The sequence below is a fragment of the Pseudomonas khavaziana genome (genome assembly GCF_036704165.1).
In the GTDB taxonomy this organism is placed as follows: domain Bacteria; phylum Pseudomonadota; class Gammaproteobacteria; order Pseudomonadales; family Pseudomonadaceae; genus Aquipseudomonas; species Aquipseudomonas khavaziana.
Window position 1 is genome coordinate 1,073,263 of the sequence record NZ_CP129946.1, and the last position, 19,272, is coordinate 1,092,534.

The window sequence follows — 19,272 nt, forward strand, 5'->3', positions numbered from 1 at the left end:
GGTTAGATCGCATTACGCAGGCTGAGGTTTTCCGGGTGCGGTTGCAGGTAGGCCTGCTGCGCAATATAGCGGTCCGGATGTTGGCGAAAGTGATGCTTGAGCAGGGTCAGCGGCACCACCAGCGGCACGATGCCGTGGCGGTATTGGCCGATGACGGTCTGCATTTCCTGTTTGTCATCGTCGCTGATGGCCTGCTTGAGGTAGCCACTGATGTGTTGCAGCACGTTGGTGTGAGTACCGCGGGTAGCGCACTTTTTCAGGCCCGTCATCAGCTCGCTGAAATAGCCGTGGGCCAGTGCCTGGAGATCGACGTCCTTGCCCATGCTGCCGAGCAAATGGCCCAGGCTTTTGTAGTGCGCCGGGCTGTGGGCCATCAGCAGGTATTTGTAACGCGAGTGGAACGTCAGCAGGCGGTGACGGGTGAGGCCCTCGGCCAGCAATTGCTGCCAACTGGCGTACACGAAAACTCGGGTCAGGAAGTTTTCGCGCAGTACCGGGTCATTCAGGCGGCCGTCTTCTTCCACCGGCAGGTTGGGGTGGCGGGCGCAGAATGCCCGGGCGTAGATACCGCGCCCGCCGCCGTCGACGGGCGTGCCGTTGTCGCGGTATATCTTGACCCGTTCAAGGCCGCAGGACGGCGACTTCTGCATGAAAATGTAGCCGCACAGGTCGGTGTGTTCCCGCGCCATTCGCTGGCCGTAGTCGTCCAGAGGCTGCGTGACGTTGAGTTCACGGTTTACCGTACCAACGGCTTGCGGCGCGGCGGGATCGCCCACCAGGCGGATCGGCTCCCGAGGGATACCCAGGCCGATGGCGACTTCCGGGCACAGCGGCACAAAATCGAAATAGTCGCTGAGGGTCTGGGTGCACAGCAGGGATTGTTTATGCCCACCGTTGAAGCGCACGTTTTCACCCAGGAGGCAGGCACTGATGGCGATCTTCGGTTTTGCATTGCTGGACATAAGCAAACCTCTGCAAGAATCCTGTACAAATCAATTAATCTGTACAACTACACCTCATCATAGATTCGATGTTGTACAAGTCAATTAGTTTGTATAGGTTTTTTGCAGGCGAGCTATTTCCAGCCCATACGCCAGGCCTCAGGGTCTTTCAACGTTTGCCAGGGCAAGCGCTCAGCGCGTCGGGTCAGGATGGCTTGCAATTCGATCTCCAGCACAGTGCCTTCTTCGTCACGAAATATTTCAGTGACCAGAAAGTGTTTTTCCTTGTGGCGGGGCTGTGCTGCCGTCCATTTCGACAGCAGCAGTTTGGCGGGATTGATGCGATTCATTGCAGATGCTCGATCAAGCGTCGCGCCGCTTCCTGGCCGCTGAGCCAGGCGCCCTCCACACGGCCGGAGAGGCACCAGTCACCGCAGACGAACAAGCCCAGGTCAGCATCGGCCAGCACTCCGAACTCATGGCTGCTGGACGGCCGGGCATAGAGCCAGCGGTGCGCCAGGCTGAACGACGGCGCGGGCATGGCGCTGTGCAGCAACTCTGCGAATGCGCCGTGCAGGTGTTCGATCACCGCTTCCTTGGGCAGGTCCAGGTGGGCCTTGCTCCAGGCGCTGGTGGCGTGCAGCACCCAGGTGTCGAGAGTGGCGTCACGTCCGGGTTTGCTGCGGTTGCGTGCCAGCCAATCCAAGGGGCTGTCTTGTATGAAGCAGCCCTCCATCGGGGTATCCAGGGGCTTGTCGAATGCCAGGGCGATGGCCCAGGTCGGGTCCATCTTTACGCCGGCCGCAGCACTCGCCAGTTTGGGCGCGGCGGCCAGCAACGTGGTGGCTTGGGGCGCCGGCGTGGCGACGATCACATGGCTGAAGGGACCATGGTTGCCGCCGTCCGCGTCGAGCAAATTCCAGTGCTGCGTACCTTGGAATACCTCGGTGATACGGCAACCGAATTCCACCGGCAGGTCATCGAGCAGCGCGCGTGTAATGGCGCTCATGCGCGGCGTGCCGACCCAGCGGATCTGTTCATCGGGGGAGGGCGTCAGTTGGCCGGACTTGAAGTTGTACAGCTGGGGCTTCCATTGCTCTGCCCAGCCATTGCTTTGCCAGCGCTGCACTTCGTTGACGAAGCGCCGGTCACGGGCGGTGAAGTATTGCGCGCCCATGTCCAGCGCACCGGCGTCACTGCGCTTGCTGGACATGCGGCCACCGCTGCCGCGGCTTTTATCGAAGAGTTGTACGGCGTGCCCGGCGTCTTGTAACGCTCGGGCAGCGGAGAGACCGGCGATGCCGGCACCAATGATCGCGATGGGAACAGTCATGGGAGGCCTCGTTTTACCGTTGGGTACAGACTACGCCGACACCAATAGCTGTACAATATTGTTTTTTGGTATAAGTTTTGGCGTGCCTGAATGTGTGGCGTGACCTATGGTTAAAGCTAAGGCTTAAACACCCGTCACGCTCGATTATCAAATTGATCCCTGCTTATAAAATAGACCAGTGAGCGGCGGCGAACGTTACATGAGGAGAGTCCCATGCATATTTTGCTGACCGGCGGTACCGGCCTGATTGGCCGTCAACTCTGCAAGCACTGGCTCGCCCAGGGCCATCGCCTGACGGTGTTGAGTCGGCAACCGGAAACGGTCGCCCAGGTGTGCGGTGATAAGGTGCTTGGGGTCGCTCGTCTGCAAGAGGTGATTGGCACGGTGGACGCGGTGGTCAACCTGGCGGGCGCGCCCATTGCCGATCGGCCCTGGACCCACAAGCGCAAGGCGTTGCTGTGGAGCAGTCGCATCAGCCTCACGGAATCCCTGCTGGCGTGGATGGAGGGGCTGGAGCAAAAGCCGGCGGTACTGATCTCCGGTTCCGCCGTGGGTTGGTATGGTGACGGCGGCGAGCGCGAATTGACTGAGGCCAGCGGCCCGGTACTGGATGATTTCCCCAGCCAGCTGTGCATTGCCTGGGAAGAAACCGCCCAGCGTGCCGAAGCCCTGGGCATACGTGTAGTGCTGGTACGCACTGGCCTGGTGCTGGCGGCCGAGGGCGGCTTTTTGTCGCGCCTGTTGCTGCCGTTCAAACTGGCGCTGGGCGGGCCGATCGGCAAGGGTAGGCAGTGGATGCCCTGGGTGCATATCAAGGATCAAATCGCCCTGATTGATTTTCTTCTGCACAAGGAGGACGCCAGCGGTCCTTATAATGCCTGCGCGCCTCACCCGGTGCGTAACCGCGAGTTTGCCAAGACCCTGGGCCAGGTGTTGCACCGCCCGGCGTTCATGCCGATGCCGGCCTTCGCGTTGAAGGTTGGTCTGGGAGAGTTGTCCGGCCTGTTGCTGGGCGGGCAAAAGGCACTGCCCGAGCGGCTGTTGGCGGCGGGTTTCACTTTCCAGTTCACTGAATTGCGTGCGGCTCTGGACGACTTGTCCAGCCGCCTCTAGAGATAGGATGTTGCATGACGGATCACGCGTTGTTACTGGTCAACCTGGGCTCGCCAAAGTCCACTTCGGTGGCCGATGTGCGCAGCTACCTCAATCAGTTCCTGATGGATCCCTACGTGATCGACTTGCCTTGGCCGGTAAGGCGCTTGCTGGTGTCGCTGATCCTGATCAAGCGTCCCGAGCAGTCGGCCCATGCCTACGCATCGATCTGGTGGGACGAGGGTTCGCCGCTGGTGGTGCTGAGCCGCCGCCTGCAACAGCAGATGACCGCGCAGTGGACCCATGGTCCGGTGGAGCTGGCAATGCGGTATGGCGAGCCGTCCCTGGAAACCACCCTGACGCGCCTGGCTGCCCAAGGCATCCAGAACGTCACGCTGGCGCCATTGTATCCGCAGTTTGCCGACAGCACCGTGACCACGGTGGTGGAGGAGGCCAAGCGTGTGGTGCGCGACAAGAAGCTGAATATCCAGTTTTCGATCCTGCAACCTTTCTATGATCAGCCGGAATATCTGGATGCCCTGGTGACCAGCACCCAGGCTCACCTGGCGCAGGATTACGATCATTTGTTGCTGAGTTTCCATGGCTTGCCCGAGCGGCATCTGAAAAAGCTCGACCCTACCGGCGGGCATTGCTTCAAGGATGCCGACTGCTGCAAGAATGCATCACCTGAAGTGCTCGCCACGTGCTATCGCGCGCAATGCTTCAGCGTTGCCCGGGATTTTGCCGAGCGTGCCAGCTTGCCCGATGGCAAATGGTCGGTCGCGTTTCAATCGCGTCTGGGTCGGGCGAAGTGGATCGAGCCCTATACCGAGGCACGCCTGGAAGCGCTGGCCCAGCAAGGTGTGAAAAAGTTGCTGGTGATGTGCCCGGCGTTTGTCGCCGACTGCATCGAGACGCTGGAAGAAATTGGCGATCGCGGTCGCGAGCAGTTTCGCGCGGCGGGGGGCGAGGAGTTGGTGCTGGTGCCGTGCCTGAATGATGATCCGCAGTGGGCGGCGGCACTCAATACTCTGTGCGAACGAGCTCCCGTTGCCTTGTAGTCAAGCCTTGCGGTGACTCAAATTTGGGAGGGGGCTTGCTCCCGATAGCTGTGGATCAGTGACAGATATACTGCCTGACACACTGCGATCGGGGCCAAGCCCCTTCCCACATTTAGTCCAATGTTCGTCAGAGATTGAGGGTCAGGCTGATTGTAAGGTTGCGCGGTTCACCGGGGTTGGTCCAGAAGCGGCTGTATGACCGCTCGTAGTACTTCTCATCGAACAGATTGTTAAGGTTCAACCCCACGGTGACATTCTCTGTCGCCTTGTAATGGGCGAGCAAATCCACGGTGTGGTAGGCCGGCAGCTCAAAACCTGTACCCGCTTCACCAGAACGATCACCCACGTAGGTGAACGCCGCACCCAGGTCCGAACCGCGCAACGCGCCATCCTGGAATTCATACACCCCCAACAGACTGCCGCTGCGTTTGGCCACGCCGAGAATGCGGCTGCCCGTGGGTATGTCTTTGTCGCCCTTGGTCACTTCGGCGTCGATATACGCGAAGGCGCCGATCACGCGTATGGCGTCGGTCACTTGCCCGGTCACCTGCAGGTCAAAGCCCTGGCTGCGGGCCTTGCCCATGGCGCGGTTGGTGTCGGTCGCCGGGTCCAGGGCCAAAACGTTTTCCTTTTCGATATGGAAGGCGGCCAGGGTGGCGCTGAGGCGCTCGTCAAACAGTTCGCTCTTGATCCCCACCTCATAGCCCACGCCTTCTTCTGGCTTGAAGGATTTGCCACCGGCATCCAGGCCGCTGTTTGGCTTGAACGAGGTGGACGCGTTGGCAAATACCCCGACTTGTGGCGTGAGTTGGTAGAGCAGCCCGGCGCGCTGGGTAAAGGCGTCGTGGGTCTGGCGACTTTTGACGTGGTTGCGGGCGAAGTCGTCGGTGCTTTGTTCGAAATGCTCGAAGCGTGCGCCGATCATGCCGCGCAGGCGGTCAGTGAAGATGATCTGGTCTTGCAGGTTGAGCGCTTGGCTTTTTACTTGCTCGAAGACATCGGTGCCGGAGCGCTCTCCGTTGGGTTTGGCCTGGCCGTAAATCGGGTTGTGGATATCGATGGTATAGCGGCTGCCACCGATGGTGGTGACGCGCTCTTTCTTGCGGTAGTCCTCGTATTCGGCACCCACCAGCAGTTCATGTTGCCAGCTGCCAATGTCGAACTTACCGTGCAGCTCCAGCTGGGTGATGCTGTCGTGCCAACCGTTGGAGCGCTCACGATAGCGGCGGTCGACGGTATGGCCGTCGGCATTCAGGGCGCGGCTTTCCGACGCGTCACCCCACAGGCTGCCTTGCTTGTAGTGGCTGGCCAGGCGCAGCTTCCAGGCATCGTTGAGGTAGTGTTCCAACGCGGCCTGGATGCGATTGTTGTGGTTATCAATATTGCCGTCGTTGGGCTCGCCGAGGAAGGTTGAATGGGACATGCCGGTATTGGCGACGATGCCGCGGTCGAAGGTGGAGCTGTGGCGCACGAATTCGCTTTCTACGAGCAGATGGGTGTCGGGGTCGAGTTGCCAACTGAATGAAGGCGCGACGAACACCCGTTTGCTGTCGACGTGATCGCGAAAGCTGTGGTTGTCTTCCACCGCCAGGTTGACCCGGGACAATACGCGCCCTTCGCTGTCCAGCGGTGTATTCACGTCCAAAGCGGTGCGGTAGCGGTCCCAACTACCGGCGCTGGTCTGCAGGGTGGTGAAGGTGTCGGGCTGGGGTTTCTTGGTGACGATATTCACCGTACCACCAGGGTCGCCACGCCCATACAGGCTGGCGGCGGGGCCCTTGAGCACTTCAATGCGTTCGATATTGGCGGTATCGGGTGTGCTCGGGTAACCGCGGTTGGCGCTGAAACCATCCTGGTAGAACTCGGATGTGGTGAAGCCGCGCACGCTGTATTCGTAGAGGGTCAGGCCGCCGAAGTTGTTCTGCTTGGACACGCCGCCGGCAAATTCCAGGGCGCGTTCCACATTGGTGCTGCCCAGGTCCTTGAGCACTGTGGCCGGAATCACGCTGATCGACTGTGGGATATCGCGCAGCGCGGTGTCGGTCTTGGTGGCACTGGCCGAGCGTGTGGCGCGGTAGCCCGTGACTGGCCCGGTAGCGGATTCATAGGCCTCGGAGGTCACGCTGATGGTGTCCAGTTCCAGGGTGTTTTCTTCGGCGTAGGCAGGGTCGAGCAGCAAACCCAGGGCCAGGCCGGCCGAGGGCACAAACTTGCGAGGCGGCATGATAGAACGTTCCAATGACGATATTGAAACAATATAACATGACTAATGAGAGTGAATGCTGTGAAACGTGTCCATCAAGCGCCCTCGAACGGGCGCCTGATGTGCGTAGGCTATTGTTCTTCTTTCACCGGTGCCGTTGCCGGCGGTGGGCGCAGGCCGATTTCCGCTGACAGCTTGATCTCCTTGCCGTTGCGCATGACCTGGATCGCCACCTTGTCGGTCGGCTTGATCCGTGCCACCTGGTTCATCGACTTGCGGCCATCACCGGCCGGGGCTCCGTCGATACTGAGGATCACATCGCCCAGTTGCAGGCCGGCTTTCTGCGCCGGGCCGTCGCGGAAGATCCCGGCAACCACGATGCCCGGGCGGCCGGTCAAGCCGAACGACTCGGCCAGTTCCTTGGTCAGTGGCTGCACTTCAATGCCCAGCCAGCCACGAATCACCTGGCCGTGTTCGATGATCGACTTCATCACTTCCATCGCCAGCTTCACCGGGATCGCGAAACCAATGCCCTGTGAGCCGCCGGACTTGGAGAAAATCGCGGTATTGATACCGGTCAGGTTGCCATTGGCATCCACCAGCGCGCCGCCGGAATTGCCCGGGTTGATGGCCGCGTCGGTCTGGATGAAGTCTTCATAGCTGTTTAGGCCCAACTGGTTACGCCCGGTGGCGCTGATGATGCCCATGGTGACCGTCTGGCCAACGCCGAACGGGTTGCCGATAGCCAGCGCCACATCACCCACGCGCAAACCGTCGGAACGGCCGAGGGTGATGGACGGCAGATTCTTCAAATCGATCTTCAGTACCGCAAGGTCGGTTTCCGGGTCACTGCCCACCACGCGGGCCAAGGTCTCGCGACCGTCACGCAGGGCCACCACGATCTGGTCGGCGCCGCTGGTCACGTGGTTATTGGTGAGGATGTAGCCTTCGGGGCTCATGATCACCCCGGAACCCAGGCTGGACTCCATGCGCCGTTGCTTGGGACCGTTGTCACCGAAATAGCGGCGGAACTGCGGGTCTTCGAACAATGGATGCGCGGGTTTGTTGATGACCTTGGTGGTGTACAGGTTAACCACCGCAGGTGCTGCAATGGTGACCGCATCGGCATAGGTCACCGGGCCTTGCACCACCGTGCTGGTCTGCGGCGCCTGTTGCAGGTTCACATCCAGGGTGGGCAGGCCCACCCACTGGGGATAACGCTGAATAATCAGCATCGCGATCAGCACGCCAGCCAACAATGGCCATCCAAAAAAACGCAGTGCCTTGAGCATCAAGTAAGTCCTGACAGGTTGCAGGGGGCGGGAGAGCGCCCATAATGTCGCGCATTATACGAGGCTGCGAGGCCTGCGAACCGGATATTTAGGAGTCTTTTATGGCCGTCCCCCTTACCACCCTCGTCGAGGAAGCGGACCGCTACCTCGGCAGTGCAAAAATTGCTGATTATTGCCCCAACGGCCTGCAGGTCGAGGGGCGTCCGCAGGTGATGCGCATCGTCAGTGGCGTGACCGCCAGCCAAGCATTGCTGGACGCCGCCGTCGAAGCCAAGGCCGATCTGGTGCTGGTGCACCATGGCTATTTCTGGAAGGGCGAAAACCCCTGCATCACCGGCATGAAGCAGCGCCGCCTGAAGACCCTGCTCAAGCACGACATCAGCCTGTTGGCCTACCACTTGCCTTTGGACCTGCACGCCGATGTCGGCAACAACGTGCAACTGGCGCGTCACCTGGACATCACCGTCGAAGGCCCGCTGGACCCGAGCAACCCCAAGATCGTCGGCCTGGTTGGGTCCCTGGCTGAGCCTCTATCGCCCCGGGACTTCGCTCGCCGCGTGCAGGACGTGATGGGCCGCGAGCCACTGCTGATCGAAGGTAGCCAGATGATCCGTCGCGTCGGTTGGTGCACCGGGGGTGGCCAGGGTTATATCGACCAGGCAATTGCCGCCGGTGTCGACCTCTACCTGAGCGGTGAGGCCTCCGAACAAACCTTCCACAGCGCCCGCGAAAACGACATCAGCTTCATCGCCGCCGGCCATCACGCCACCGAGCGCTACGGCGTTCAGGCATTGGGCGACTACCTGGCGCGACGCTTTGCCCTGGAGCATCTGTTCATCGATTGCCCGAACCCGATCTGAATGTGGGAGGGAGCTAGCCCCTCCCACTCTTGACCCCATTTCAGGCCAAACTCGACGGCATATTCATATACCGTTTCGATCTAGTTGGTGCCCTGAATAGAAGCAGGTGCTGTGCTAGCATGCCTCGCTCGAACACGGCCCGCTGGCCGTCCATAAGATCGTTTTTCCGTGAGTAACCATGGTCGACAAACTGACGCATCTGAAACAGCTGGAGGCGGAAAGCATCCACATCATCCGCGAGGTCGCCGCCGAGTTCGACAACCCGGTGATGCTCTACTCGATCGGTAAAGACTCCGCCGTGATGCTGCACCTGGCACGCAAGGCCTTCTTCCCAGGCAAGCTGCCGTTCCCGGTGATGCACGTCGACACCCGCTGGAAATTCCAGGAGATGTACAAGTTCCGCGACCGCATGGTTGAAGAGCTGGGCCTGGACCTGATTACCCACGTCAACCCCGATGGCGTGGCGCAGGGCATCAATCCGTTCACCCACGGCAGTGCCAAGCACACCGATATCATGAAGACCGAGGGCCTCAAGCAGGCCCTGGACAAGCATGGTTTCGACGCAGCGTTCGGCGGCGCCCGTCGCGATGAAGAGAAATCCCGTGCCAAAGAGCGCGTGTACTCGTTCCGCGACAGCAAACACCGCTGGGACCCGAAGAACCAGCGCCCGGAGCTGTGGAACGTCTACAACGGCAACGTCAACAAGGGCGAGTCGATCCGTGTGTTCCCGCTGTCTAACTGGACCGAGCTGGACATCTGGCAGTACATCTACCTGGAAGGCATCCCGATCGTGCCGCTGTACTTCGCCGCCGAGCGCGACGTGATCGAGAAGAACGGCACGTTGATCATGATCGACGACGACCGCATCCTCGAGCACCTGTCCGACGAAGACAAAGCCCGCATCGTCAAAAAGAAAGTACGTTTCCGCACCCTTGGCTGCTACCCGTTGACGGGTGCGGTGGAGTCCGAAGCCGAGACGCTGACGGACATCATTCAGGAAATGCTCCTGACGCGAACTTCCGAGCGCCAGGGCCGGGTCATCGATCACGATGGCGCCGGCTCCATGGAAGACAAAAAACGTCAGGGTTATTTCTAAGGGGTTGTCATGTCGCACGTATCTGATTTGATCAGCGAGGACATCCTCGCCTACCTGGCCCAGCACGAGCGCAAGGAAATGTTGCGCTTCCTGACCTGCGGCAACGTCGATGACGGTAAGAGCACCCTGATCGGGCGCCTGCTGCACGACTCCAAGATGATCTACGAAGATCACCTGGAAGCCATCACCCGCGATTCGAAGAAATCCGGCACCACGGGCGACGATATCGACCTGGCCTTGCTGGTCGACGGCCTGCAGGCCGAGCGTGAGCAGGGCATCACCATCGATGTCGCCTACCGCTACTTCTCTACCGCCAAGCGCAAATTCATCATCGCCGACACCCCCGGCCATGAGCAGTACACCCGCAACATGGCCACGGGTGCGTCTACCTGTGACCTGGCGATCATCCTGATCGACGCCCGCTATGGGGTTCAGACCCAGACCCGGCGTCACAGCTTTATCGCTTCGTTGCTGGGGATCAAGCACATCGTGGTGGCCGTCAACAAGATGGACATCAATGGCTTTGACCAGAGCGTCTTCGAGTCGATCAAGGCCGATTACCTGAAGTTCGCCGAAGGTATCGCGTTCAAGCCGAGCACCTTGGCCTTTGTACCGATGTCGGCGCTCAAGGGCGACAACGTGGTGAACAAGAGCGAGCGTTCGCCCTGGTACACCGGCCAGTCGCTGATGGAGATCCTCGAGACCGTCGAGATCGCCAATGACCGCAACTACACCGACCTGCGTTTCCCGGTGCAGTACGTCAACCGTCCGAACCTGAATTTCCGTGGTTTCGCCGGCACCCTGGCCAGCGGCATCGTGCACAAGGGCGATGAAGTGGTGGTGCTGCCGTCGGGCAAGAGCAGCCGGGTCAAATCCATTGTCACCTTCGAAGGTGAGCTGGAAAACGCCGGCCCAGGCCAGGCCGTGACCTTGACCATGGAAGACGAGATCGATATCTCCCGTGGCGACCTGCTGGTGCATGCCGACAACGTGCCACAAGTGACCGACGCCTTCGACGCCATGCTGGTGTGGATGGCCGAAGAACCGATGTTGCCGGGCAAGAAATACGATATCAAGCGCGCCACCAGCTACGTGCCGGGCTCCATCACCAGCATCGTGCACCGCGTGGATGTGAACACCCTGGCCGAAGGCCCGGCGAGTTCGCTGCAACTCAACGAAATCGGCCGGGTCAAGGTCAGTCTCGACGCCGCCATTGCGTTGGATGGCTATGACAGTAACCGCACCACCGGCGCCTTTATCGTTATCGACCGTTTGACCAACGGCACTGTGGCTGCGGGCATGATCATCGCGCCGCCGGTCAATCATGGCGGTTCTGCGCAGCACGGCAGTCTCGCGCATGTCGCCACCGAAGAACGCGCCCTGCGCTTCGGCCAGCAGCCGGCTACGGTGTTGTTCAGCGGCCTGTCCGGCGCTGGCAAGAGTACCTTGGCCTACGCGGTTGAGCGCAAGCTGTTTGACATGGGGCGTGCGGTGTTTGTACTGGACGGCCAGAACCTGCGTCACGACCTGAACAAGGGCTTGCCTCAGGACCGTGCCGGGCGTACCGAAAACTGGCGCCGTGCGGCTCACGTCGCGCGTCAGTTCAACGAGGCTGGCTTGCTGACCCTGGCCGCATTCGTTGCGCCGGATGCCGAAGGCCGTGAGCAGGCCAAGGCGCTGATCGGCGCTGACCGTTTGCTGACGGTCTATGTGCAGGCCTCGCCGCTGGTTTGCGCCGAGCGTGATCCGCAAGGTTTGTACGCGGCGGGTGGGGATAACATCCCGGGTGAGTCTTTCCCGTATGATGTGCCGTTGAATGCCGATCTGGTGCTCGATACCCAGGCCTTGTCGCTGGAAGACAGTGTCAAGCAAGTGCTGGAGTTGTTGCGCCAGCGCGGCGCGATCTAAGGTTTGACGCTACAAAAAAGCCCGCCACCGATGACTCGGTGGCGGGCTTTTTTACATCTTCAAGATCGAGCGCGGTCAAATGTGGGAGGGGGCTTGCTCCCGATAGCGGTGGGTCAGCTACGGCTGCGTCAACTGATACTCCCTCATCGGGGGCAAGCCCCCTCCCACAGGTTGATCATCGCTTGCTTGGGAATTCGGTGTGAAGCTGATCCAGCAACGCATCCTTGGCTTCCCACAGTTGGTTAATCCACCCCTGGAACGCCAACCGATACTCCCCGTCCTGCTCATAATTCTTGCCGATAAACTCGGCCGGAATCTGCACCTCTTCAAACCGCACCACCACGTCCTGCACATTCCCGCACAGCAAATCCCAATACCCAGGGCGTCCGCCAGGATAGTGAATGGTCACATTCACCAGTGACTTCAATTGTTCCCCCATGGCATCCAGCACAAACGCAATGCCGCCGGCCTTGGGCTTGAGCAAATAGCGAAATGGGGAGTTTTGTTGCGCATGCTTGCCCGGTGTAAACCGTGTGCCTTCGGCGAAGTTGAAAATGCCCACCGGGTTGTCGCGAAACTTCGCGCAGGTCTTGCGGGTGGTCGCCAGATCCTTGCCTTTCTTTTCCGGGTGCTTCTCCAGGTAAGCCTTGCTGTAGCGCTTCATAAAGGGAAAGCCCAGTGCCCACCACGCCAGGCCAATCACCGGCACCCAGATCAATTCCTGCTTGAGGAAGAACTTCAACGGGCGAATACGCCGATTGAGCACGTATTGCAGCACCATGATGTCGACCCAGCTCTGGTGGTTGCTGGTCACCAGGTAGGAGTGCTGGTAGTCCAAGCCCTCGAGGCCAGTCAGGTGCCAGCGGGTGCGCCGTACCAGGTTCATCCAGCCCTTGTTGTTGGTCACCCAGGCTTCGTGGGTGTGGTTCATCAGCCATTCGCTGAAGCGCTTGGCGAAGGGCAGCGCCTTGAACAGTGCGACGATAAACAGGAACGAGCACAGCAGGATCGTGTTCAGCGCCAGCAGCAGCGAAGCGATTACTCCGCGTACGGCGGCAGGTAGAAAATCCAGCATTTAGATATCCATAGGTCGGTTGGCGGCTTGGATCGCCGTCAGGGCGATGGTGTACACGATGTCGTCTACCTGGGCGCCGCGCGGCAGGTCGTTCACTGGCTTGCGCAGGCCCTGGAGCATCGGCCCCAGGCTTACGCAATCGGCGCTGCGTTGTACGGCTTTGTAAGTAGTGTTGCCGGTATTCAGGTCGGGGAACACGAACACCGTGGCCTTGCCCGCGACCTGGCTATTGGGGGCCAGTTGCCGGGCGACGTTTTCGTTGGCGGCGGCGTCGTATTGCAGCGGGCCGTCGATCAGCAGCGAGCTTTGCTGCTCATGGGCGAGCAGGGTGGCTTCGCGGACTTTTTCCACTTCTTCGCCACTGGCCGAATCACCGCTGGAATAGCTGATCATCGCCACCCGTGGCGTGATGCCGAATGCGGCGGCGGAATCGGCGCTTTGCAGGGCGATTTCCGCCAGTTCCGCGGCGCTTGGGTGTGGGTTCATCACACAGTCGCCATACACCAGCACCTGCTCGGGGAACAGCATGAAGAACACCGACGATACCAGGGTGCATCCGGGCGCGGTCTTGATCAGCTGCAGGGCAGGGCGAATGGTATTGGCAGTGGAATGAACAACCCCGGAGACCAGGCCGTCCACTTCGTCCAGGGCGAGCATCATGGTGGCGATCACCACAGTATCTTCCAGCTGTTGCTCGGCCATGGGTGCGTTGAGGCTCTTGGACTTGCGCAAGGCGACCATTGGCTCGACGTAGCGTTGGCGTATCAGGTCCGGATCGAGAATCTCCAGGCCCTCGGGCAGTTCGATGCCCTGGGCGCGGGCGACCGCCTCCACATCCGCCGGCTTGGCCAGCAGCACGCAACGGGCAATGCCCCGGGCCTGACAGATGGCGGCGGCTTGGACGGTCAGCGGCTCGCTGCCTTCGGGCAACACGATGCGCTTGTTGGCGGCCTGGGCGCGCTGGATCAACTGGTAGCGGAACACGGCCGGCGACAGGCGCATTTCCCGTGGCGTACCGCAACGCTGGTGCAGCCAGCGCGCATCGAGATGGCTGGCGACGAAGTCAGTGATGATCTCCGCACGCTCGCGGTCATCAATGGGAATTTCCTTGTTGAGGCTATTGAGCTGGTTGGCGGTGTCATAGGAGCCGGTGCTCACCGACAGCACTGGCAACCCGGCCTGGAAGGCGCCACGGCACAAGTCCATGATGCGTGGGTCGGGCAGGGTGTCGCTGGTCAGCAGCAGGCCGGCCAGCGGCACGCCGTTGATCGCGGCCAGGCTGACGGCGAGGATGATGTCGTCGCGATCCCCTGGGGTTACCACCAGCACGCCGGGCTTGAGCAACTCCACGGTGTTGCGCATGGTGCGCGCGCAGATGATGATCTTGGTCATGCGCCGGCTTTCGTAGTCGCCGGCGTTGAGGATCTGCGCACCCATCAGGTCAGCCACGTCACGGGTGCGCGGGGCGTTGAGTTCGGGTTGGTAGGGGATGCAGCCGAGCAGGCGGAAATCACCGCTGCGCAACAACGGCGAGTGTTCTTTCAGGCGCGCCGAGAAGGCCTCCATGCTTTCATCGGTGCGCACCTTGTTGAGGATCACGCCCAGCACTTTCGGGTCTTTCGGGCCGCCGAACAATTGCGCCTGCAATTCCACCCGGCCGGAAAGCTCGGTGAGCACTTCGTTTTCCGGGGCCGAGACCAGGATTACCTCCGCATCCAGGCTCTTGGCCAGGTGCAGGTTGACCCGTGCGGCGTAGCTGGCGCTGCGGGTCGGCACCATGCCTTCAACGATCAGCACGTCCTTGCCCACGGCGGCCTGCTGGTAGAGGGTGATGATTTCTTCCAGCAGCTCATCGAGCTGGCCGTCGCCGAGCATGCGCTCTACGTGGGCCAGGCCCAGGGGTTGGGGCGGTTTGAGCCCGTGGGTGCGTGCCACCAGTTCAGTGGAGCGTTCCGGGCCGGTATCGCCCGGGTGAGGCTGGGCAATCGGTTTGAAAAAGCCGACCTTAAGTCCGGCCCGTTCCAGGGTGCGCACCAGCCCAAGGCTGATGGAGGTCAGGCCCACACCAAAATCGGTGGGCGCGATAAAAAAAGTCTGCATGCGAATTCTCTGGAGGTGCATGGCTTGGGTGGCGCTCTATGCTTGAGTGCCTACCGCGGATCAGGCGCCAAGGTTAGCGTTATTCTTGCGCTTGCGCACACCAGCCGCACGCAAAGGGTTGGCCTATTTTTTCAAGGCGTTGTGCGGGGTCCAGTACCCAGGCGCGTGACTGCCATGGCGGCTGGTGGCGCAAGTGCTGGGTGTGCCCGCAGGACAGTTCGGCGACCCAATGCCGGTCGTCGTCCTGATGGAAACCGGTGATGCAGGATGCCGTTGATCGGCCCCGTCCGTCCGGGTTCTGTTCGCTTTCGGGCAAATCCTTGTTTAGACTTGTCCGTTCTTCATTCTTATGCAAAAGGTCTCGCCCCATGACGATCGCCGCTAACAAGGCTGTCTCCATCGACTATACCCTGACCAACGACGCTGGTGAGGTCATCGACAGCTCAGCCGGCGGCGCGCCGCTGGTCTACCTGCAAGGCGCAGGCAACATCATCCCGGGCCTGGAAAAGGCCCTGGAAGGCAAAGACGTCGGTGATGAACTGACCGTCGCCGTAGAGCCTGAAGATGCTTACGGCGAATATTCCGCCGAGCTGGTCAGCACCCTGAGCCGCAGCATGTTCGAAGGCGTTGACGAGCTGGAAGTGGGCATGCAGTTCCACGCTTCCGCGCCGGACGGCCAAATGCAGATCGTCACCATCCGTGACCTGGACGGCGACGACGTGACCGTCGACGGTAACCACCCTCTGGCAGGCCAGCGCCTGAACTTCCAAGTGAAGATCGTTGCCATTCGCGACGCTTCCCAGGAAGAAGTGGCTCACGGCCACGTCCACGGTGAAGGCGGTCATCACCATTGATTGTGGTTTGATCAATAGATAGCAAAAAACGCCCCGACTGGTTCGGGGCGTTTTTTTTGGTTTGGAAATATTCACCTGGCTTCCCGAACTCCCACATCGATCGTTCCCACGCTCCGCGTGGTAATGCATCCCGTGACGCTCTGCGTCACCTGCACGCATTGGGGACGCGGAGCATCCCAGGCGGCATTCCCACGCGGAGCGTGGGAACGATCAGCACTCCTGCGTATTTTCAGGCACATACAAAAATGCCCCGGACCTTTCGGTACGGGGCATTTCTTAACTGTTCCGCAACCTGGGCTGCGTTGCAGTTGTTACCACTTAGGCTGCAGCAGGAACGCTCAGAGCCTTGATATGGCCATTCAGGCGGCTCTTATGACGAGCGGCCTTGTTCTTGTGGATGATGCCTTTATCGGCCATACGGTCGATAACTGGCACGGCCAGAACGTAAGCAGCTTGGGCTTTTTCAGCGTCTTTGGTGTCGATGGCTTTAACTACATTCTTGATGTAGGTACGAACCATGGAACGCAGGCTGGCGTTGTGGCTGCGACGCTTCTCAGCCTGTTTTGCACGTTTTTTGGCGGAAGGTGTGTTGGCCACCGTCGAGCTCCTCGAAAGACTTTTTAGGAAATAGCAAACAAAATAGGCCGCGAATCATGCCGATGACTTGATGGGTTGTCAAGGGCGGCTGATGCGAACTGCTGAGTGGTCGATCTGAAGAGGCGGGTGATTTATTTCCGGCGCTTGACCTGTAAACTCGCGAGCTTTGGCTCTGTGCTGTTGCAGGCGCGCAGTATCGCATAAGTGGGCGCTTTGTTCGCCTGCTCTTTATCTATAGGCGCAAACTCTTTCAATGAATCTGCTCAAATCGTTGGCTGCCGTCAGCTCTATCACGATGATCTCCCGAGTTTTGGGGTTTGTGCGTGACACCCTGCTGGCGCGCATCTTTGGCGCCAGCATGGCCACGGATGCCTTCTTTATTGCCTTTAAACTCCCCAACCTGTTGCGGCGGATCTTCGCCGAGGGCGCGTTTTCCCAGGCCTTCGTGCCGATCCTGGCCGAATACAAGACCCAGCAGGGCGAGGAGGCGACCCGCACCTTTATTGCCTACGTCTCGGGCCTGCTGACCCTGGTGTTGATGCTGGTGACCCTGGTCGGCATGCTCGCCGCACCCTGGGTGATCTGGGCCACCGCCCCGGGCTTTGCCAATACTCCGGAAAAATTCGCACTGACCACTGATCTGCTGCGAGTGACCTTTCCTTATATATTGCTGATTTCCCTGTCGTCCCTGGCCGGGGCGATCCTCAATACGTGGAACCGTTTCTCGGTGCCTGCTTTCGTGCCGACTCTGCTCAACGTCAGCATGATTATTTTTGCGCTGTTCCTCACGCCGTATTTCGATCCGCCGGTCATGGCCCTGGGCTGGGCGGTCCTGGCCGGTGGCCTGGCGCAATTGCTGTACCAGCTGCCGCACTTGAAGAGAATCGGCATGCTCGTGCTGCCGCGCCTGAATCTCAAGGACACCGGTGTCTGGCGCGTGATGCGCAATATGCTGCCGGCAATCCTCGGGGTGTCGGTGAGCCAGATCTCCCTGATCATCAACACCGCATTTGCCTCGCTGCTGGTCTCGGGGTCGGTGTCGTGGATGTACTACGCCGATCGCCTGATGGAGTTGCCGTCCGGCGTGCTTGGCGTGGCGTTGGGCACGATCCTGCTGCCGACCCTGGCGCGCACCTACGCCAGCAAGGACCGCCAGGAGTATTCGCGTATCCTCGATTGGGGCCTGCGCCTGTGCTTCCTGCTGGTATTGCCATGCGCCCTGGCCCTGGGGATCCTCGCCGAACCGCTCACGGTCTCACTGTTTCAATACGGAGAATTCGATGCGCATGACGCCTTGATGACCCAGCACGCGCTGGTTGCCTACTCCGTCGGCCTTCTCGGCATTATTGTGATCAAGGTGCTCGCACCTGGTTTTTACGCGCAGCAAAACATCCGCACGCCGGTGAAAATCGCAATTTTCACGCTGATCGTCACGCAACTGCTCAACCTGGTATTCATCGGGCCTTTGGCCCATGCCGGGCTGGCGTTGGCGATCAGTGCAGGCGCCTGTATCAATGCCGGTCTGCTGTTTTACCAACTGCGCAAACAGCAGATGTACCAGCCACAGCCGGGTTGGGGAATGTTCGCCCTCAAGTTGCTCGTGGCAGTCGCCGCGATGTCCGCCGTGCTCGTTGGTCTGATGCACGTAATGCCGGCCTGGGGTCATGGCGATATGCTGGAGCGCTTCATGCGCCTGGGTGTATTGGTGGTCGCGGGCGCGGCGGTGTACTTCGGCATGTTGCTGTTGCAGGGTTTCCGCCTGCGGCATTTCAATCGCAAGTCGCTGGGATAGAGAGTTTGCCGCGATAAAACGGGTGTTTTATCGAATCGACCCATTTGGCCTGCGCTGTTGCCTGTCGTCCGGGGCTGGGTGTGGTTATAATCGACCACTTTATGAGCAAGAAGCGCGTTATGCAGCTGGTTCGAGGTCTTCACAACCTGCGCCCCGAGCATCGGGGCTGCGTCGCCACTATTGGCAACTTTGACGGTGTTCACCGTGGCCACCAGGCTATCCTGGCCCGGCTACGCGAGCGTGCGGTCGAGTTGGGCGTGCCCAGCTGCGTGGTGATTTTCGAGCCACAACCGCGGGAGTTCTTTACCCCGGAAACGGCGCCGGCCCGCCTGGCGCGCTTGCGCGACAAGCTGCAACTGCTGGCCGAAGAGGGTGTGGACCGCGTCCTCTGCCTGGCTTTCAACCAGCGCTTGCGTAGCCTCAGCGCCACCGAGTTCGTTGACCGTATCCTGGTGGAGGGCCTGGGGGTGCAACACCTGGAAGTCGGCGACGACTTCCGTTTCGGGTGTGACCGGGTCGGCGATTTCGATTTCCTGCAACATGCCGGCGCCAGCCAAGGGTTTACCGTCGAAGCCGCGCAAACCGTCGAACTGGACGGTCTGCGCGTGAGCAGCACCCAGGTGCGTAACGCGCTGGCTGCTGCCGACTTCGGCTTGGCCGAGCGTTTGCTCGGTCGCCCGTTCCGCATTGCCGGGCGGGTATTGCACGGCCAGAAGCTGGCGCGCCAATTGGGCACGCCAACTGCCAACGTGCAACTCAAGCGCCGTCGTGTACCCTTGACCGGGGTTTACCTGGTGAGCGTCGATATCGACGGCCAATCGTGGCCGGGAGTCGCCAATATAGGCGTCAGGCCCACGGTTGCAGGTGATGGCAAGGCCCACCTGGAAGTTCACCTTTTGGATTTTGCCGGTGATTTATACGACCGGCGTTTGACGGTGGTTTTCCACCAGAAGCTGCGTGAAGAGCAGCGTTTCGCCTCCCTGGAGGCGTTGAAAACGGCGATCAATGCGGATGTCGCCGCCGCCCGTGCACTAGCCGCACCTAGCGCCCATCGCTAACCGAAGAGCC

At 60.4% G+C, this 19,272-nt stretch carries 17 protein-coding genes; 8 read left to right on the forward strand and 9 right to left on the reverse strand.

Annotated features, from left to right (window positions below):
* Window positions 1–2: 2 nt before the first annotated feature.
* From QYQ93_RS04690 to QYQ93_RS04700, 3 genes are all read right to left on the reverse strand, one after another.
* Entirely contained in the window at window positions 3–962 is a 960-nt protein-coding gene (locus tag QYQ93_RS04690; protein ID WP_043049264.1) for a YbgA family protein, read from the reverse strand.
* Window positions 963–1,075: 113 nt separating this feature from the next.
* Window positions 1,076–1,291: a TIGR02450 family Trp-rich protein gene (locus QYQ93_RS04695; RefSeq protein WP_043049266.1), complete on the reverse strand. Its 216-nt coding sequence runs from the start codon at window positions 1,289–1,291 to the stop codon at window positions 1,076–1,078.
* Entirely contained in the window at window positions 1,288–2,274 is a 987-nt protein-coding gene (locus QYQ93_RS04700; protein WP_043049267.1) for an NAD(P)/FAD-dependent oxidoreductase, read from the reverse strand. Before QYQ93_RS04700 ends, QYQ93_RS04695 begins: the two co-directional genes overlap by 4 nt.
* 213 nt (window positions 2,275–2,487) lie before the next feature.
* On the opposite strand from QYQ93_RS04700, the gene QYQ93_RS04705 reads away from it, so the two are divergent.
* Both QYQ93_RS04705 and hemH read left to right on the forward strand, forming a co-directional pair.
* On the forward strand, window positions 2,488–3,387 hold the full coding sequence (locus tag QYQ93_RS04705; RefSeq protein WP_338476437.1) for a TIGR01777 family oxidoreductase: 900 nt from the start codon (window positions 2,488–2,490) through the stop codon (window positions 3,385–3,387).
* A gap of 14 nt (window positions 3,388–3,401) precedes the next feature.
* Window positions 3,402–4,427 (forward strand): ferrochelatase, encoded by a 1,026-nt coding sequence (hemH, locus tag QYQ93_RS04710; protein WP_338476438.1) that lies wholly within the window; start codon window positions 3,402–3,404, stop codon window positions 4,425–4,427.
* Between the two features lie 127 nt (window positions 4,428–4,554).
* On the opposite strand, the gene QYQ93_RS04715 is transcribed toward hemH, so the two are convergent.
* Entirely contained in the window at window positions 4,555–6,651 is a 2,097-nt protein-coding gene (locus QYQ93_RS04715) for a TonB-dependent siderophore receptor (RefSeq protein WP_338476439.1), read from the reverse strand.
* A gap of 110 nt (window positions 6,652–6,761) precedes the next feature.
* Window positions 6,762–7,922 carry a Do family serine endopeptidase AlgW gene (gene algW, locus QYQ93_RS04720; RefSeq protein ID WP_043049273.1) on the reverse strand — a complete coding sequence of 387 codons (1,161 nt, stop codon included), beginning with the start codon at window positions 7,920–7,922 and terminating at the stop codon, window positions 6,762–6,764.
* Between the two features lie 101 nt (window positions 7,923–8,023).
* Here algW and QYQ93_RS04725 point away from each other — a divergent pair, with 101 nt between their 5' ends.
* The 3 genes from QYQ93_RS04725 to cysN all read left to right on the forward strand — a co-directional run bounded on the left by QYQ93_RS04725 (window position 8,024) and on the right by cysN (window position 11,786).
* Window positions 8,024–8,782 (forward strand): Nif3-like dinuclear metal center hexameric protein, encoded by a 759-nt coding sequence (locus QYQ93_RS04725; RefSeq protein ID WP_043049274.1) that lies wholly within the window; start codon window positions 8,024–8,026, stop codon window positions 8,780–8,782.
* 178 nt (window positions 8,783–8,960) lie between these two features.
* Window positions 8,961–9,878 (forward strand): sulfate adenylyltransferase subunit CysD, encoded by a 918-nt coding sequence (cysD, locus tag QYQ93_RS04730; RefSeq protein ID WP_043049276.1) that lies wholly within the window; start codon window positions 8,961–8,963, stop codon window positions 9,876–9,878.
* Window positions 9,879–9,887: 9 nt separating this feature from the next.
* The gene (gene cysN, locus QYQ93_RS04735) at window positions 9,888–11,786 is read left to right on the forward strand and encodes a sulfate adenylyltransferase subunit CysN (protein ID WP_057024886.1); all 1,899 of its coding nucleotides are present in this window, start codon (window positions 9,888–9,890) and stop codon (window positions 11,784–11,786) included.
* 175 nt (window positions 11,787–11,961) lie between these two features.
* Here the strand turns inward: cysN and QYQ93_RS04740 are convergent, their stop codons facing one another.
* The 3 genes from QYQ93_RS04740 to QYQ93_RS04750 all read right to left on the reverse strand — a co-directional run bounded on the left by QYQ93_RS04740 (window position 11,962) and on the right by QYQ93_RS04750 (window position 15,361).
* On the reverse strand, window positions 11,962–12,861 hold the full coding sequence (locus QYQ93_RS04740) for an acyltransferase (protein WP_338476440.1): 900 nt from the start codon (window positions 12,859–12,861) through the stop codon (window positions 11,962–11,964).
* Window positions 12,862–14,961 (reverse strand): phosphate acetyltransferase, encoded by a 2,100-nt coding sequence (pta, locus tag QYQ93_RS04745; protein ID WP_043049280.1) that lies wholly within the window; start codon window positions 14,959–14,961, stop codon window positions 12,862–12,864.
* Window positions 14,962–15,040: 79 nt separating this feature from the next.
* A complete protein-coding gene (locus QYQ93_RS04750; RefSeq protein WP_080889073.1) occupies window positions 15,041–15,361 on the reverse strand; it encodes a DUF3565 domain-containing protein in 321 nt (106 codons plus the stop codon).
* Between QYQ93_RS04750 and QYQ93_RS04755 the strand changes: the two genes are divergently transcribed.
* Complete coding sequence (locus tag QYQ93_RS04755) at window positions 15,330–15,815, forward strand: FKBP-type peptidyl-prolyl cis-trans isomerase (RefSeq protein ID WP_043049282.1); 486 nt, start codon at window positions 15,330–15,332, stop codon at window positions 15,813–15,815. The two genes, QYQ93_RS04750 and QYQ93_RS04755, sit on opposite strands and share 32 nt — an antisense overlap.
* Window positions 15,816–16,133: 318 nt before the next feature.
* On the opposite strand, the gene rpsT is transcribed toward QYQ93_RS04755, so the two are convergent.
* The gene (gene rpsT / locus QYQ93_RS04760; RefSeq protein WP_003188401.1) at window positions 16,134–16,412 is read right to left on the reverse strand and encodes a 30S ribosomal protein S20; all 279 of its coding nucleotides are present in this window, start codon (window positions 16,410–16,412) and stop codon (window positions 16,134–16,136) included.
* Between the two features lie 253 nt (window positions 16,413–16,665).
* Here rpsT and murJ point away from each other — a divergent pair, with 253 nt between their 5' ends.
* Both murJ and ribF read left to right on the forward strand, forming a co-directional pair.
* The gene (gene murJ / locus QYQ93_RS04765) at window positions 16,666–18,204 is read left to right on the forward strand and encodes a murein biosynthesis integral membrane protein MurJ (RefSeq protein ID WP_043049284.1); all 1,539 of its coding nucleotides are present in this window, start codon (window positions 16,666–16,668) and stop codon (window positions 18,202–18,204) included.
* A gap of 119 nt (window positions 18,205–18,323) precedes the next feature.
* Entirely contained in the window at window positions 18,324–19,262 is a 939-nt protein-coding gene (ribF, locus tag QYQ93_RS04770; protein WP_043049285.1) for a bifunctional riboflavin kinase/FAD synthetase, read from the forward strand.
* The last annotated feature ends 10 nt before the right edge of the window (window positions 19,263–19,272 follow it).